General features: G+C 47.9%; 16 protein-coding genes. 3 read left to right on the top strand and 13 right to left on the bottom strand.

Annotated features, from left to right (window positions below):
* Positions 1-8 precede the first annotated feature (8 nt).
* Positions 9-761, bottom strand: coding sequence for an NYN domain-containing protein (locus BVH01_RS10495; RefSeq protein ID WP_075930265.1), 753 nt, complete (start codon positions 759-761; stop codon positions 9-11).
* A gap of 57 nt (positions 762-818) precedes the next feature.
* Between BVH01_RS10495 and BVH01_RS10490 the strand changes: the two genes are divergently transcribed.
* The gene (locus tag BVH01_RS10490; RefSeq protein WP_075930264.1) at positions 819-1,880 is read left to right on the top strand and encodes a phospholipase D family protein; all 1,062 of its coding nucleotides are present in this window, start codon (positions 819-821) and stop codon (positions 1,878-1,880) included.
* A gap of 32 nt (positions 1,881-1,912) precedes the next feature.
* Here BVH01_RS10490 and BVH01_RS10485 read toward each other — a convergent pair whose 3' ends face one another.
* The 5 genes from BVH01_RS10485 to BVH01_RS24360 all read right to left on the bottom strand — a co-directional run bounded on the left by BVH01_RS10485 (position 1,913) and on the right by BVH01_RS24360 (position 7,092).
* A complete protein-coding gene (locus tag BVH01_RS10485) occupies positions 1,913-2,785 on the bottom strand; it encodes an HNH endonuclease (RefSeq protein ID WP_075930263.1) in 873 nt (290 codons plus the stop codon).
* Positions 2,782-4,353: an AAA family ATPase gene (locus BVH01_RS10480; protein WP_075930262.1), complete on the bottom strand. Its 1,572-nt coding sequence runs from the start codon at positions 4,351-4,353 to the stop codon at positions 2,782-2,784. The genes BVH01_RS10485 and BVH01_RS10480 overlap by 4 nt, the downstream gene beginning before the upstream one ends.
* Positions 4,354-4,396: 43 nt before the next feature.
* Positions 4,397-5,203: a hypothetical protein gene (locus BVH01_RS24115; RefSeq protein ID WP_177344608.1), complete on the bottom strand. Its 807-nt coding sequence runs from the start codon at positions 5,201-5,203 to the stop codon at positions 4,397-4,399.
* 392 nt (positions 5,204-5,595) lie between these two features.
* Entirely contained in the window at positions 5,596-6,102 is a 507-nt protein-coding gene (locus BVH01_RS10475) for a hypothetical protein (protein ID WP_075930261.1), read from the bottom strand.
* Between the two features lie 72 nt (positions 6,103-6,174).
* Complete coding sequence (locus BVH01_RS24360; RefSeq protein WP_139317815.1) at positions 6,175-7,092, bottom strand: DUF5677 domain-containing protein; 918 nt, start codon at positions 7,090-7,092, stop codon at positions 6,175-6,177.
* A gap of 312 nt (positions 7,093-7,404) precedes the next feature.
* Between BVH01_RS24360 and BVH01_RS10470 the strand changes: the two genes are divergently transcribed.
* Positions 7,405-8,994: an LA2681 family HEPN domain-containing protein gene (locus BVH01_RS10470; protein WP_177344607.1), complete on the top strand. Its 1,590-nt coding sequence runs from the start codon at positions 7,405-7,407 to the stop codon at positions 8,992-8,994.
* Positions 8,995-9,217: 223 nt separating this feature from the next.
* Here the strand turns inward: BVH01_RS10470 and BVH01_RS10465 are convergent, their stop codons facing one another.
* Together BVH01_RS10465 and BVH01_RS10460 are read right to left on the bottom strand one after the other, a co-directional pair.
* A complete protein-coding gene (locus BVH01_RS10465; RefSeq protein WP_075930260.1) occupies positions 9,218-10,390 on the bottom strand; it encodes a hypothetical protein in 1,173 nt (390 codons plus the stop codon).
* A 128-nt stretch (positions 10,391-10,518) separates the two neighbouring features.
* On the bottom strand, positions 10,519-10,878 hold the full coding sequence (locus tag BVH01_RS10460; protein WP_075931004.1) for a histone-like nucleoid-structuring protein, MvaT/MvaU family: 360 nt from the start codon (positions 10,876-10,878) through the stop codon (positions 10,519-10,521).
* Between the two features lie 336 nt (positions 10,879-11,214).
* On the opposite strand from BVH01_RS10460, the gene BVH01_RS10455 reads away from it, so the two are divergent.
* Positions 11,215-12,315 carry a hypothetical protein gene (locus tag BVH01_RS10455; RefSeq protein ID WP_075930259.1) on the top strand — a complete coding sequence of 367 codons (1,101 nt, stop codon included), beginning with the start codon at positions 11,215-11,217 and terminating at the stop codon, positions 12,313-12,315.
* A 714-nt stretch (positions 12,316-13,029) separates the two neighbouring features.
* Here BVH01_RS10455 and BVH01_RS24355 read toward each other — a convergent pair.
* From BVH01_RS24355 to BVH01_RS25175, 5 genes are all read right to left on the bottom strand, one after another.
* On the bottom strand, positions 13,030-14,103 hold the full coding sequence (locus BVH01_RS24355; RefSeq protein WP_139317814.1) for a hypothetical protein: 1,074 nt from the start codon (positions 14,101-14,103) through the stop codon (positions 13,030-13,032).
* On the bottom strand, positions 14,087-14,938 hold the full coding sequence (locus BVH01_RS24350) for an AAA family ATPase (RefSeq protein WP_139317813.1): 852 nt from the start codon (positions 14,936-14,938) through the stop codon (positions 14,087-14,089). The genes BVH01_RS24355 and BVH01_RS24350 overlap by 17 nt, the downstream gene beginning before the upstream one ends.
* Positions 14,931-15,539, bottom strand: coding sequence for a TniB family NTP-binding protein (locus BVH01_RS10445; protein WP_139317812.1), 609 nt, complete (start codon positions 15,537-15,539; stop codon positions 14,931-14,933). The genes BVH01_RS24350 and BVH01_RS10445 overlap by 8 nt, the downstream gene beginning before the upstream one ends.
* 10 nt (positions 15,540-15,549) lie before the next feature.
* Positions 15,550-16,403 (bottom strand): IS5 family transposase gene (locus BVH01_RS24110; protein ID WP_139317811.1). Its coding sequence is split into 2 segments (ribosomal slippage): positions 15,550-16,055 and positions 16,055-16,403, totalling 855 coding nucleotides; the frame shifts between segments, so codons are not numbered across the junction.
* Between the two features lie 30 nt (positions 16,404-16,433).
* Complete coding sequence (locus BVH01_RS25175) at positions 16,434-16,751, bottom strand: TniB family NTP-binding protein (protein ID WP_168177276.1); 318 nt, start codon at positions 16,749-16,751, stop codon at positions 16,434-16,436.
* Positions 16,752-16,818 lie beyond the last annotated feature (67 nt).

The raw sequence follows: 16,818 nt of genomic DNA, 5'->3' as shown, positions 1-16,818 counted from the left end.
ACAGGCAATCAGGCAGGCTCCGAAATTGCCGAAGTGACCTGTTTTCGGATCGTACGAACCACCATGGCAGTACCCCGCATTTCGATATCAAAAAGCTCCGATGTGCGGATGAGATCGCCCAGCTTTTGGAAGCCGTAGTTCACGACAGAGAACGAACTGTTGTTGTGGATGTAATCTGACACCCTGCTCAACAGTGACCAGCCATCATCATCGGCTGTCTGGTCAGCGGCATTGCGGAGCAAGCGGACCAAGGACGTGTCACATCTCAGCTCGTTCCGAGTTTTCTTTTTGGGTCGCTCGTCAGCGGGTGCCTTGTCATCATCTGGAGCGCGGAGCAGGTTCTCTACGTAGATGAACGAGGTGCACGCGTGAACGAAAGCAGCAGGGGTTTTCTTCTCGCCAAAGCCATACACCGGTAAGCCATTCTCTTGCAGACGAAGGGCCAAAGGCGTGAAGTCGCTGTCACTCGTCATCAAAGCGAATGCGTCAATGTTCTTGCTGTACAGCAGATCCATCGCATCAATGATCATGGCTGCGTCAGTAGCATTTTTTCCTTTTGTGCACGCGAACTGCTGCATAGGCCGAATGGCGAATGGATGAAGGCGCTCAACCCACCCTGCTAGACCGTCGCTCTTCCAGTCTCCATGAGCATGACGTACGTTAACCATCCCGTATTTGGCGAGCTCTTCGAGCACGCCTTCAATAGCGTTGTGGCTGACGTTGTCACAGTCGATGAGCAGAGCGATGCGCTTTTGTTGCATGAGGACATCCTTGTTCGTGAATGCAGGACACTTGTACCGATAGTAAAAGGAAATGAAATGAGGGAACAAATTTCGCTTTTTGTCAGACCTGACGACTACAAGCAGAGGCTCGAACAGCTGCTCGATGATGAGGACGACCTCTCGCTGGCGATAGCCTTCTGGGGCGAAAGCGCGGTGCCACTGATCACGAGCCGGCCTGGAAAGAAATTCCGCATTTTGTGCAACCTCAAGTCAGGTGGAACCAATCCCTACGTCATTCGCGAACTCTGCAAAATTGCTCACGAAAATCCCGTCAGAATCCGGATACTCCAATGCGACCGGCTTCATGCCAAGGTTGCTGTCGGAAATCACCAGGCACTCATTGGCTCAGCGAACGTGTCAGGGAATGGCCTCGGGCTCGGCAACCAGAATTCAGCTCACTGGCTCGAAGCAGGCATGCTCACCTCGGACGTAGCTGTCGTAGCCAGTGCCCGTGGTTGGTTCGATGAGCTATGGCGTTCGAGCCAGGTACAGGAGATCGATGATCAGGATATTGAGGCTGCGATCAAAATTTGGACGCAAAACAGACGCACCTGGACGCTCCCTGGCACGGACCAAGATGAATTCGATCTGAGTAAATTTTCAGCGAGCGACCTTGAGGGCTTGCCTGCTTATGTACTCTTGTATCGCTCGCGTGTTGGTGCAGAGGCAGAAGCGTCAGCTGATACGTTCAAAGCTCAACAGCAAGAAAGTGCTGGCGGATTGGATTGGTGGCCATTCGAGTCCTGGCCAAGCAATCTGAGCGACAAGACCATGGTTGACCACTTGGCCATTCTCTATGGCACGAAAGGTCGCGTAAGCGTAGATGGTGTTTGTCGAATGATTGGTAAACGGCTTTTTTTCACGTATGACGGCGGAGAGCCTGGGACCGTCGACATGGCGCTGTCACAGGAAACACTGCTCAGCCGCCCTTTTGGAAAGACAGCGCGCAAGCTCATGGCCGCTCAGCTGAAGCCCTTGGGTCGTGAAATCTGGAATGCGGCGAGCTTCAGCTCCAATGGGCATCCGTATGCTCGTCGCCTCCACATTTCAGAGCTTGCTCGTGTCCTTCATCAGCAGCGCGCATCGGAGGCTGACTAGCGGTACGTACCCGTCACGGGCTGAGACGTCAGCTAGGAATATACCGCTGCGTAATGATCGATTAATGCTTGGTATAGCCCACGCTGCCAGTGATTTATGAATGGCGCACTATCAGCTCCCGGACCGAGTAGGGTCTCGCGAATATCTTCAGCGCCCAATCCAAACCCTTGCAACTTAGAAACTTGATTTATGACCGTAACCGATGCCTGTGCGGCCTTTACCGCATAACGATGCGCTAGATTGAAGTCGGAAAAATGTTTTGAGGCTCGGGCCTTATCCGTCACAGTCCAAGCCACGGGAGAATGAACAAAATAACGAAAGTGACCTGATTCCCCAGGGCCACTCTCTTCATATTTTGCAAATATCCATTGTTGTTGAAAGAAATGGTCATGATCATGATAGGGCTGGATGATTTGGAGTTCAGCTGTTGTTGCAAAAGCAGCTGCCTTTCCATCCATATTGCAATCACGACAGGAAGGAACCAAGTTGGACGGAAGTATTGAAAATTGAGGGAAGTGAGCCTTGGGAAGAAAATGATCGAGATTTCTAGGTGTACCAATTCCACCGCAGAAAGGACAGCTCTCTCTCGCCGCATTTAGAATCTTTTCATATGATTCTCTGGCAGGTTTCTTTTCAGGCACAAAGTATGTGTCGTACAAATTTATAAATTCAGACTTTGTAACGTCATTGAGGATGAATGGATTAGAAGATGCAGCGCCTTGTACAGGCTGGAGACGATATAGTTCTCCTGCACGGGAGGACGTGCAGTAATGCTCGCCATGCATGAGCAGCTGCGCCTTTACGCCGTTGACTTTACCTTTAAGGATATTATTCCCAGTAATGCCTACCACGCATGCATCAATTGCCTCTTCAAAAGTGCAAGGAGGCTCTGGCAATCGCATCATTGCAATACCCCCTTGTCCCTACTCATAATTAAGGTTCTCAAAATGGCCTTTGCCTCAAGGCCGAGCTGGCCATTATACTCATTCAGTATCTCATCGTAGGTTCCGCCAGCGCGTACAGACGCTCTTAAGATGTCGTGGAAGCCCGCACGCTCAACCTCAAGATTGAAGACCTCAGAAGTTAATATTCCAACGTTCTCACCAAAGGTCTCGATTTTAGGACGCCCCGTCACCGTATCCTTCCCGGCGCGATATACAATCCACGCGCAAGACCTAGGAATCTCTTGAAGCACTACAGGTGAGTGGGTTGCAATGATGGCGACGCCATTTTGGTCATGAAGCAGATCGGCAAGGGCCCTGATAAACGCGGAGAGCAAAGGCGGATGCAAATGGCTCTCGGGCTCATCTAAAAGAACAAGAGTTTTTTCTTCCACACGAGCGACGAGCCTAGTTACGGTGAGAAGGACTAGCGCATGGCCTGAACTCATTTTACCTAAATAGGGGAGAGATTTTGTTAAATATAAATCTCTAAATCCTTCAGAGTCTGACTGTTGAGCAGGATCGATGCCTTCACGGATGCCTCTGTAAACAGACTCTAGTTGTTCCAGCTTCATACGAGAAAAATTCTCATCAGAACCTAATTTTTCTATTGCGCTTAACCAACGTTCAGTTTTCTCTACGCTCTGAAAACAGGAGGTTAGAGCCTTAACACAGTCAACCCTCAGCTCTGGAATAGTTCTTAGCCGTCCCTCTTCTTTACCTGGATCCTTTAAACCGATGTAGAAATAACAGGTGCCCTTTGCAGGATCTGGCTGATCCTTGGGCGGTGTGAAGGGATCAAATGCACTGAACGAAACTGAAACCAAGCTACTAAAGTAATCCGACTCTATCTTTTGATTCCATTGATTAAGAAAGAAACCACCAGATTCCTCTCCCGTTACCGCTCCAATCATTCCGTTCAGCAACGTAGTCTTGCCCACACCATTTCGGCCAATAACAGCATGAATATTTGTATTAGGCTTGGAGTCGACAGCAACCTCAAAATCAACTTCAACCCCACCGACATCTGGAGTCTCCGGTCTAGAATACCTGAAACTAAACCCTGTTAGTTCCGCCTTCCCAGCAAGAACCCGAGCAAACTGTCCTTTAACGACGGACAAACTCGTATACCGGAGGAGCGAAGTGCCAAAAACCTCCTCATCGACTATTTCGTCAATGATCTTAGGGTGCTGGACAATATCGTTAAGACCACGGAGGACAGCCCCCTTCGTATGAGGGTCTAACCGAGCCATGTTCTGATAAAATTTTACACCCTGGCCCAGTGAAAAAAAGTTGTTCGGCAGTGACTCAAACCGTGCGACTAGCTTGGAGTATGTCGAAACACTGCTGGTTTGGCCTTTAAAAGCAATTTTCGTACTGCCTATATCCCACTTAACCCCATGCTGGTCGTAAACAGTCATTGAAAACATTGTTACATAAGAGTAGTCGTTCCAATTATCTTTCAATAGATACACAGTATTTTTGGATTGTGATGGATGGACCATCCCACTCGAAACGACAATGAATTCCATTCTATGTCCTCTAATTAAACTTTCTCATACATCCGAGCCAATCTTAATCGACCCTATAAATAGGGTCTTCCACTACTTCCGCACCGACCTCTGACGCTCTATTTATACGAATTTCGAGCTCATCGACCAAGCCTTTTGGTATCTTATCTGCCTTGGTTGGGAACCGCTCCTCTGGTGGAGTGCCCCTGCCGATACACCCGTTCTCGAAATTGATACTCGTGATTGCAGAGCACCTGTCAGCATTGGCTCTTAATAGGTTAAATAATTTTCCTGCGTCCAGATTAATGGCTTGAATTTGGAATCTGCCGTCTGACTGTAAAACATGAAATCGAATTTCTGTTCTCGGAGGGGGTTCGTTCCGCATGTAATAAGAAAGCATTTCTATCGACCCCCTATACGAATCATCTTCATCCAATAGAGGTATCACATCGAAGGTGAGTAACTGACTACCTGGATGGATAATTGCGTCCTCATCGTTCCTAAGCCGAATCTTCGTAGCAGCAGCCAAGTACTCGCTGTCGACCCACGCTTTGATAATAGATGCAGGAGCATCACCATTATTCAAAGCGACGACTCTCAAAGTTGTGCCATCTACAGAAGGCATGGAGAGGTATGCGTCTGATCGCGGCTTGTGCACCAGATTGTAGACAGAAGGTATTGCGATGCCCGCGACTGATATTAAGGCTGTTAGGAGTGCCAGCGCAGTATTTGAAAAGGGTATGAAACTGCGCCAATCTTGATACGAATTGCAGTTGGCACAGATCAATGCATCAGCAGGTATCTCCTGTCTACATTGTTTACATCTATCAGTGCAACCCTGAGGCGAATCTGATTTATTGCTTGTCGCCATTTTATAAACGTCCTTATTGCAACTCTCAACCTATGCAACCTCTACCTCAAGTGGATTTTCTATCCGATGAGCAATTGCGCGTCCGTAAGCCGTTGTGCTTACATCTTTGCGATGCGCAATGATAACTTTTGCCGCCTCACCTCAGCTTCAAGCTCAGATATTCCACCAGTGTGAATTGCAGTTGTAATATCATTTGCTCAGCTGACAAAAGCCCATGTCGCGGGGCCAATAAATAAATTTATTTTGATTAATGCCTAAGGTTCTCTTTCTGCAAGCTTCAGTGCTTTCTAGGTATCCATTCGCGATTTCGAAAAGACTTATAAGTGGGCGTTGCTCACGCTTTGCGTGAGCACTACAGAAAATTTAAGTCATTTACCATATCTTCAAAACTATTAAAGTAGCCGATTCTTTTGCTCTTCGCGACGCTTTTCTTTTGCCTCACGCTCCTCCCTTGCGATTTTTTTCATGTCCTCATCAAATTTTACTGAGTTTATTCTAAGGTTCCACATATGGCCGATAGCAACCGTTGAAGCAATGACAGAAGTAGCGCCTGCCCATGCCGTTTTGTCTTCTGCAACACTACTCAGAACTTGATAGTAGGGCAGGGCTTCCGCGAAGCTGATGCCCAACTTTAATAGTAAAGTATAACCAAAGAGAAACCCCCCAATAATTAGTAGCCCCAGAATCGAAAACATACCAAGATAATAAATTATAGACGAGGAAAATATCCAGGCGCCCCGAACAAAGTGCGGAATCCCATTAATCACAGCGAGAAGTCGATAGCCGATCGTTTCGGCAATATTATTGTACCCTCCGGGTAAGAATGGACGAAAAACATAAGAGAAAATCCATATAAAGAAAACGACCTTTATTGATGCCAATGTGACATCCCACCACATATTTCCTCCTAAGTACATTGTGCCTGATTAAGGACAGGCCTAAGCCATTTACAGCGAACTGCTTGAACCATTTCATATTCCATCAACGATGGATTTCGCCCAGCCAGCAGGGAAAGAACAACTGCTCAGTGCGACTATAATTTCCTCATGAAGAATGCTTGCTTCTTTAGTCGCGCTTTTTGATTGATGCATTACAGTTTCAAATTTATAATGCTGCCCCAGCGTTGCAATGGCGCTCAGAAAGTAACGGGCACCCCACAGGCAGATGAAGATGCTAAATGAATGCTTTTCATTCTTTGACTTGATATCTATTTCATCATTCTGAGTGAGGGAGCAAAGCAAATTATTTACTAAGTCCTCTTGATTCTGGTGTGATTGGCCGCACATAGCCCGATATACGGCTCTGTACTCAATATCCTTACCCAAATCTTTATAAATTTTTTCGATTGGCATCGCCCTTGGCTTTTCCGGCCATTCTCTACCAGCAGCCTCAACAAAATTTCGGCAAATAGCTTTTGCCTTTAACTCTGTCTCGTTCTTTTGAAGTATTAGACCCTCATGAGGATGCCCCTCTACTCCGGTTATGGCTGCCTGCCATTTGTTATTCTTCCATTTCTGTCCTTCGAAATACCCTGCTAGATAGTGCGTTAGATTTTCTTCAGCGTCACCACTTAGAATGAATTGAATGGTTAGAGATGTTTCAGTTAGGGTTCGAGAAATCACTTCTGCGTCTTGCAGGTGGCCATTGGCAATTAACGAAATCATGCTAGCAAAGGTATTCGACGATCTATGCAGCATGTTTAGTAAAAAACCGTCGAATGGGTTGTTCCTCCTTTTAAAATGCTTAGTATCCAGGCACTCGCAGAAAAGCAAAAATGGCGCATAAATTTCTGCAATAGTAACCTTGAGCTTGTGATCTAACGTTTCAGGATTGATGTTATGCTTATTGCAAAAAATACTTAATACTGCTTCCTTGGCTTCAGGATTCATGTAACTTAGTCTCTAGGGATACGGCCATAAATAGACACCGACTGGTGCATAATTCCCCAGACGGGCGTGGGATATAACACTCCTTGTTCCTCTCGCTTTTGGTGTATAGGCTGAGGCATTCTGATAACCGTATAAGGGAGCTATACGTCATGGATGGACAGCATCGCTTGCTCAACCAGGTGCGAGAAGAAATACTTTCGCGACAGTACTCGATCCGCACGGAGCGTGTCTATTGCAGGTATCCTACGCGGCACGGCAGGAGTTGGTCTACAGAGGTTCAAGCACCTCAATGTCGATGGAGCATTGAAAGCGATGACAAGCAATCCAGGCGCATACAGCATCAGTAAACAATGCGAACGTAGCATCACGAAATTGAGCGATGCCGAGGCGCTAGTACACATCGGTCAACTGATTGACGGTGCCTTCGACGCCTCTTTTGAGCGAGCTGCCAAACGCGCGCTATATCTGCTTGACGAGTTATCCAAGCGTGCGCTCATTGAGACAGATGGCGCACTGGTAGAGTACTTTCGAGCTAATGCTTGGTCGGCTCTCTCCTACATAGGGAATGTACGGCGATCCTGGTCATGGGAGGCGTCCGAGCGGCAAGAGGAACTGCTCGCACTGTCCCGTGCCTCAAACCATGCCGGCTTTGCAAGCCTCGGCAAAATGCGTCAGTGCCAGATTCTTACCAACCATGCAAACCTCCTCAATACAGTCGGTCGCACGATCGATGCAATTGCTATCTGGGACAAAGCTCTAAAGATTATTCCTGGTTTTGCTATGGCACGAGGCAATCGTGGTGTTGGACTCCGCTGCTACGCTGGCATGGTGGATGACAGTCATGAGCGCGCGATCCTAGCCTTACACGCATTCGATAGCTTTTGCTCTACGATGGCTGATGACGCGATGTATGACTCCGAGGATCCACAAGCGCCACTAACCTTTTTCGCCAGTCAAGCGGCGGAGCTCTCTGGTGTCGTTGATATTGATGCAGTTCGGACGATGCAGAACCTCGATCATGGCTATGAAGGTCGGTCGAAGACCGAACGCGCATATCGCCACTGGTGTCTGGAACACCGTCTTTTTCTTTGTCCCCTGAACGACCTAGGAGCGCATCTTGCGGCAGCCGAGGACGATCTAATGTTGCCCCCTCTTCTTGAAGGGTTTGGTGACCGCCCGGACGGACACCTTCCCCCGCCAATCGTTGGCCTCTTCAGTCAGATGAAACAAGAGTACGTTTCGGCACGTTTCTTATTGTTCGAGGGGATAACCAGCACACAGACTCACTTCTCTGATCGCAGAGTCACACTTACCGACACGCTAGACTATCCACTTTACTCACTAGCAAGCGAGCGGATTCGTACAGCGTTCCGCATCGCCTACTCCCTACTGGATAAGGTAGCCTTCCTTGTTGATCGCTATTGGAATCTAGGAAAGATACCTGACAGGATTAGCTTCAAGAACGTTTGGATGATCGAGAAAAAGGCGCGCCTGCTACCGCAGTTCGAGGAGCGCGATAACTTGCCCCTTCGTGGCTTGTTCTGGCTATCTAAAGAGTTATTTGACGATCAGCTCAAACAGACGACCGCAGCTGATGCTCGTGAGCTGCACAGTATCCGCAACGCCTTGGAGCACACTTATCTGCGCGTAAGTGAAGGCTGGGCCAAGCCCTTCATGATCAACGGAACGAACAATAGTGGCTTCGGCATTGCCATCGGCAGCGATGAGCTCGAAGCCAAAGCGATGCGGGTCATGAAAATGGCACGGTCCGCGATGCTCTACATATGTTTTGCAATTAATGTAGAAGAACGGCAGAAACAACTCGCCATTTCCGGCCAGCCTATTGGGTCGATGCCACTCTACGGCCTGAATGAAAAGCGGAAGCGGCGCGATCCTTTCTAAGTAGTGTACATGGCCTCCTGGACACGTCGATAATGGAGACAAGTATCCTGTAACTCTCCCCTACCGATCTGCCGCTTCTTGCCGCTAGTCGCCCATCGTGACAGGCCCGAACCGGACGGTGCTGATGACTTACATCCATCCCATAACAGATATCTCTAAGAGCGGTCTTCGAAAAAGCTACAGCCGGTGTCGGTAATCGGCGTCATATCCAGTGAAAGAGAATTTAACTTGGAAGACCAATCACAACTCCGCTAGATGCGGTGTAAAGCGTTATGGATACTTTGCGAGGCGACCCTTTTTTCCAGTGTCTTATCAGTAGAGGTTCTGCTATAAAATCAGTTTTTTCTTCGCTTGGTAAAAATCGCGCATTGATGATTGCGTCAGGCTCTTGTTTGATTGCCGCGCGAACCAAATCTCCACGTAAGCCGAGAAAGAATATTTTGCCAGACTCGCCAACATAAACCTGTCCAACTATGTCCTGGTCTTTCATTAAAATCTTACTTTTTGCCAGATAGGTTTCCACATAGTTGTCCCCTGTAAAAGGGTGCCCTTCAAGTGATTCCACTTTTTTCGATGCCGCCCCTTCTCGCCATAATTTAGCACGTTCTAGTAAAGCATGAGGCAGCTTCGCAGTTGGTGCTAGCATAGAGACTATTGAGGCGACATATTCCAGCCGAGTCGCAACTTTTATGTCTCGGGGGTTGCCTTCCAGAAAGTCAGCAGGTGGGTCAAGTAACCAGCACTTAGCCTCATTCATTGGATCGATCGCTGCAATCATTCCATACATGGCCATTGCAGGGTGCTTGTAAGCAGTTCCCTTGCTGGCAATACTGGTTTTCTTCTTGACAATATTCCGGGCGTGTGAACTCACTGCTGATGAGTTCAGAGTGTTGTCCTGAACAAAGCTCCCCTTTGACTCGATCTGTACAATGGAATTTTGGGAAGTAATACCAACCAAAGTTTGTTCAAAATCAAATGTAGGGTGCGCCTTCCGCCCCTTCTGCTCTGGTATTGTCGTCCAATCAGCAGCCGTCAAACCAAATAAAGAATTTGCAACAGAAAGGCTGACAGCCTCACCAACCCCCTCTTGCTCCCTGTTACTACCCGATTTCCAGTTGATTGTAGTATTTATATCAAGAATATCCTCAAGCCACATACTTGCTTTATCTATGTGGTTAAGTCGATCCAAATATGTCTTATAATTCGGATTTTCTTGTCGCCGGATGAGGAAATAATTAAGAAAATCCGAAAGTGGAATTAATCCATGCTTTTGAAAACCCTCAACCCTTTTGGCTGTGTCCAGAGTTTTGTATGCTCCAGTAGCAAGTAGAGACTCGTGTCCCTTGTAGTAGTCTAGATTTATTTTCAGAGATTGAGAGCCGTGGGAGGTACGCATCGTCGTCTACAAAAGTTCAAAGATAGGGATCTTAGCACTCATAGCCTTTAATCATGACATGGGCACGCTTCACGATGGTGGCCCCTAAAAACAAAAGAGCCGCTAGTGCGGCTCTTTGTGCATTCATCTTACTGAAGCCAGGACTCAACAACGTCAGAACCGTGCTCTTCTTTCCAGGCTTTAAGCACTTTATGGTTGCCGCCTTTGGTCTCGACCACCTCACCAGTGTTCGGATTCTTGTAACGCTTCAGGGTCCGCTCACGGCGGCCAGCCTTAGCGGCTACGATTTGACGACCTTTGGCCGCTGCTGGATCGAGCAGAGCGATCACACCTGGGAGTGAGTAGTTGTACTCAGCAAGAAGCTTGCGCAATTTACTCTCAAATTCAATTTCACGCTTAAGACCTTCATCGTTTTGCAGGCCAGCAAGGCGCTGCTGGACTTCCTGGAGCTGAGCTTCGAGAGCTTTAAATTCGGCAATTTTCGACATAGTTACTCCTAGAAAGCTTGATGGCTTGGGGTTACCCAGATAGCGGTTGAATCGTACTACAGCAATCTCGAATTTCATATCTTGTATGATGATCTGCACGTACTGGGTGCTGAATGTCTCACGGTGGATTAAATCACCCCTGCCAGGGTACACATGCCACATGTAAGATGTAGCCCTTAATTACGCCCTCCTTTTTGGAAAACAGCTGCAATGGAAAAGCGATACGCCCGGGCATCATTCAGTAAAAAACTCGTGAAGATTTGAAGCCGGCTAGAAGAAGCCGCTGAGCGAAGGGTCGATTACAAAGATCCGTACGATAACTCGGCCGAATCGAGTGTGGTCACCATTTCATCGCTCTGGGCCGTCGGCTCCTACGCACGGGGCGCCCCCGAGTGTGGTGATTTAGACCTCGTTATCGAGATGAAGGCGGTTGAGGGACGACTGCCGTACACAAGGACTGTCTGCAAGGTGTTTTTTGGCGTGTTACCACTCGTTCGTTACTACTCGGGCACGCCGGAGAAAAACAGCTCAGGTGTCGCCTTCGCAGATGCCGTCGAGATGTGGTCTGGACCAGGCTGTGACTGGAAAAGCAAGATCGAGTCGATCTCCGTCGACGCGAGCGCTGGGCGTGCCGCACGAGAGACTGATTGCATTCCTCTGAGAAATGAACAACTCCGGCTATACGGGCAAGAGATGGTCACCGTTGCGAAGATGATTCATGACGGGCAGCTGGTGAGCGAATTTGTTCCGTTCGATGAAGCACTGTTGAAGGCCGATACCGAGGATAGCCGTGAGGAAATTGAACGCGCCCTCTTCCATGGCTTGAGCAAAAAGTCCAGCAAACTGCTACCCGCTTTGATCAGGCTGATGGATATCCAAGAGCCACTTGGACAATGGTCTACCTGGGATTCAACAACAATCCAATGTGGGAGCACGATGATCCACTTAGGACGGCCGGCTTTGAGCGTTCGTGCTTTCTCTAGATCCCCCTGGATTAGACAGATGGCCCTCGTCCCCCATTTGAGCGCGCGGGGTCCGAACGGCGCATGGCTCATTCGCCGTGGACCGCTAAATGAGCACATTGCCTCGCTCGCGGAGCGGTACGCCTTTGTCAACCGTGTCAATGGACAGGCCGATCTCGCGCATCACACGTACGGCAAGTGGGACGAGGCCATTGTGCTCGAATTATTCAGCTCGAAGAACCGAGCACTTGAGCGTTGTGGGAATGCGCTTGATGCTGGGGAAAGCGCCGAGACGGTTAAAGTAACAGGTGATTCTCTATTACAGTTGATCTGCTCCGTCGATGCTGTCGAGATAGATGATGCGCTATTCGCTGTCACATGGGCAGGAAAGCGAATTGTCGAAGAAGATCTGGAGATGGAAGGGGCAATGGCTGAGTTGAATGAAATCATATCGGCGCTACCGATGAATACCTAAAAAACCTGAGCGTGGCCTTTCAGGTGGTGAAAGCGTTAGCGCATGAGATGGTCATCAGACTAAACGCGTCAGCTGGAAAGGGACCGCTCAAAGTGCAGCAAAAAAATCTTTTGACGTAAACACCGAATGGCCATTACCGCCAATAATCAGGGGTGAGGGCTGTAGCTTTCTAATCAGTTTCCAGTTGGGAAATTTCACTGGAAACATTTTTTTCTCCTCACGAGATAACCTCAGACGAAGGTTGCGAGTAAAAAACAGGCTTACTATCACAGGCAATGTCGATCAACCCACGCCACAGCGTTAGCTGAAAAATAAGCATTTGCCTTTTCAATGGAAACTGAAAGCCTTCGACTCAAAATATCTATCGGAACACAGTACAAGTCATACATAAATGCTTGCTCATTCCTGTCCAAGTCATAAAAAACCTCTGCAAACAAAATATTAGGAAATGAAACTTCTTATAGTGCTCACGAGGTATGCTCTTCAATGCATCGTATGGCCCGATTGCGTCATCTTCAGCAAATGAACCAAAGCCCTCATTCAAGATTCTACTCGGCAACCGTTCTTTTTGAACGTCATGCCTTAGCGCGAAAGATAAATAACTATCCGCCCTAACCAAGGCGCACTCGTATATTACAAAGCTTGGATTGCCATAACAAATCGCCTCCAGGCTCACACACACCTAAGGCCGGCTTCCAATATATCAGAGATAATTTATTCACAATACGAACTCCTATAGGGGCTCGGCAAACCTCTTAAATGGTTAAGGTTTAAAGCTGAGCTTTCATAGCGCTTCAACTCTGTAAACATCAATCGCAATAATTTTGAATCCTTAAGCATGCCCCAAATAAAATCGGCGGCGAATGGCGAATACCACCCCTCAATCTTATTGGTTGCTTGCGCTTCGTCCTCATCTACCCACCCTAGAATAATTCCACAGAGATAAAGCGCATGAATTCTCATAAAGCATGTGCTTCGATATATCTCTTGAAAAAAATTAATATACGTACCCCTTGTATCGTATCGTTTGTGACTCTCCCATTGCCTGAATGCTATTTTTGAATACGAATGGTGAACTTGCGGCATCATCATGGCTCGCATAAGCGTAAATACAAACATCTCGACCGAGGAGGCACCTTTCGAAACATCCACTCCAACCTCAAGACTACTAATACGTCGCTGTACATTAAGAGCTAGTGCTGAACGAAGCTTGCAAGCATCGTTAGACAAATAAACTTCTCGCTCAATGGAATGCACACTGCAATACCAGAGCAACGTCTGAGCAGAAAAATCAGCAGTTCCAGAGACGGTTAAGTGACAATCGATCAGTGGCACTGAATGTATTTCACACTGCGGCTTAGTTAAGTATGACCAGCTACTTTTACATATAGGATTATTCACGGCCTTGACTGAGTCTGAGTGGCAATGAATGCAAAATGATCTTCTATATTGCGCAGGCACGGTAGGTCGATTTGTTCGAGGAAAACGCTTTTCCAACCATCCGCGAGAAATACTAAGTTGAGTTGCAACCTCTTCCAGGAATAAGTTTTCTCCCACGATGTCTGGATCAGAAAAGGCCATACTGGCTCCACCGGATGATAAAGAGGGCCGATCAGGACCTACGCTTGGGCTAGAGTAAAATCTCAAAGGCATTCCTAGACTGACGTTCACTCGGTACAACCAAGAAGATAGTGTTTCATCAATGAGTGGTTCAATTATCGTCCGCACTCCCATCTTCCAAAATTTACCCAAATTCAAGGTGGTTCTCCCATCATGTGAACGCGGCATTTTGCAGTTCCTCCCTAACCCTCCTCCAGAGATCGAGAGCACCTACAGAAGCATCGTTACTTTGCACTTGAAAGAACGTCTCGTAATTAAACTCTGAAGGCGCGTGTAAAACAGAAAGACAAAATATAGTTTCCAAAATGTAGACAAGGCTGTCTATCGTAGTGCTCGCCCCATAAAAGATCTGAGTACTCAAGATGGGCGCCGTTAGTTCGGTCTCATACCGATCATTGCAGAAGGTATAAAACTCTTGAATCACATGATCGACTTCGTCAGACGAAACTCTTCCGTCAACCATGATCTGGGAACCTAAATTTCCCTCCTTCAATAAATGCGTACTTATAATTCTTTGTCTTCTAGTTGAAATCACGAAGGAAAATTTTTTTCTGTCTGAATGCAGACTTTTTATCTCTTTTAACAAATCACTACCCAGCCCATTCAGATCCAGCATGGTTTCCACATCATCAATCACAATTATGCTTTTAGATGACAACTCCGCCAGCTTAAGAAAGCATCCCTCTTGTGCAGGTGATTGACTAGCTGGAAATAGTGACTGCATTATATGAGCTATCAGATTAAGGTTTTGCGCCCCCATGGCAGGGATTACTTTAATTACCCTGGTGTTATATTTTCTTGTGAACACATCTAGAGCGGATGTAATTCCAGCACCTGGCGCGCCCGTGAGAATCGTCAGCCTAGGCTCTACAGAACTCGCAACTTGATCCAGGGTATCATTGACATGCTTGAGCGACGGCCAAATATAATAAAAACCGTGTCGCCCCTGAAGCACGTCGCATAGAATTTCTTGCTTCAGACCTGACAATTTACCGTCAATCATCTGACTCGCCTTCGTAGTTCTGATAGCTCTCCGCTCCGCGTAATGAGAAATAAAAACCCTCCATGATTTCTTCTATGTTGTTTAGGTGCTGTCGAGTGATATGCTCAGACTTGTCCATTATACTAGCCATGGCACAAGCTTGGAGAACTTTCACAACATTATCTGTAATACCCTGCCCTACATCCATTATTTGCTGGAAAAATTTTGGGTCGTTAAAGTCCGTTTTCTTTTTCAGGGGTAGATGGTGGATGTAGGTTGCAACAAAATTTCGAAAGCCTGAATTGTTTTCCCAGCCGTGCAATGAGACAACTGTGTATCGACGCTGCAATTGCGGATCTTGTCGTAGAACGCTTGCAGCGGCAGGGATGCCAAATGCGAACACCGACAGGCCATAAGCCGAACCAGATAGGTTTTTAAGCAGTGAAAGGTTGATGCGCTGCTGATTCTCGGTCAGAGTAAGCGCATCATGGATCTCATCAATAACAATCGCTCGAATGTTTTTTGACTTGATTATGCTCTGCATCTCGGGTGTTATGTTATGCCCGCGTCGGGCATGCCGGCCTACTCCGACACCAAGCTCACCGAGTACTAGCTCTTTCAATGTATAACTGTTAGGTTTTGTACGAAAAGTACTGACGCATGCAACGCAGGCTGCAGGCCAGCGTGACCATGGCTGAGAAGCTTCTCGCCAGCTTGTCGTAGCGAGTGCCTATTCTGCGGTTCTCTTTCAGCCAGCCAAACATCCGCTCAATGATGTTTCGCTGTCGATACTTTGGACGATCAAAGAGCCGGGGCAGGCCAGGCCGAGGCTTGCGGGGCATGGCACGCAGCGGGATCACCGGCTGTATTCGGTAGCGGTCGCAGTAATGGCGCAGGTGTTGCGCGTCATAGCCTTTGTCAGCCAGTAACCAGCGACTGCGTTTGCGTGGACGCCCCGGCTTACCGGGAATTCGCACCTGATCCAGCAACGGCTGGGCATGAGCGATATCGCTGGTTTGCCCCGGCGAAAGAATGAAGCGTAATGGAACACCATTGGCGTCACAGATCATGTGAATCTTGGTAGTAAGGCCGCCTCGACTACGCCCCAAAGCATGATCTAGCGGTTCTTCAGGCCCCCTTTTTTCCCGGCGCCTGAAGAGGCTCGGGTTGCACGTATCGCAGTGGAATCGATCATCCAGGTGTCCAGATCAATCAGTCCCTCCCGGTTTAATCGGATGTGCAAGCGCTCCAGTATCCGGTCGAACGTACCGTCGTCGCGCCAGTCACGAAAACGCTGATACACCGTCGACCAAGGCCCAAAGCGTTCCGGCAGATCACGCCAGGCAGCGCCCGAGCAGAGGATCCACAGGATTGCGTGGAGTACCAGACGATCATCACTGCGTGGGCGACCCATCTTCTGCTCTGAAGAAACCAGATCCTTGATCAATTCCCACGATGCGTCGGAGAGTTCGTAACGCTTTGCCATGCGGGCCTCCAGCCAATCATGGCGGCAATTTTACCCGTACCGACTTTTCGTACAAAACCTAGGGCTTTGGTGCATGCTGACAAATATCATCTTGTCTTCGTTGTTAGCATTCCTAGCCTTCATTTCCTCTATCAATGCTGTCTTTCCACCACCGCCAGGTGCAGTGATCAACATGCAGGGCGCACTGACCTTATTGCGCATCTTCATCTTGAGCTGGATCCCCGCCATGATCTTTTCCGCACCAGGGTGTTGCACCCAAAAATCATTCGAGCATGCTATTAATCGTTGATCGTCAGGTAGGGAAAAAAACTTGTGGGCTGATGGATGGACGTGTGAATAATCTGCCATAATGACGAACTCATTCAGGTGTCAGCTAATAAGTTGTTTGTAGTTGCTATCAGCGACCAGATATCTC

Source organism: Pseudomonas sp. PA1(2017), from assembly GCF_001945375.1.
Classification (GTDB): domain Bacteria; phylum Pseudomonadota; class Gammaproteobacteria; order Pseudomonadales; family Pseudomonadaceae; genus Aquipseudomonas.
Note: the sequence above shows the minus strand (reverse complement) of the source record. Positions and strands in the feature narration are given on the sequence as shown.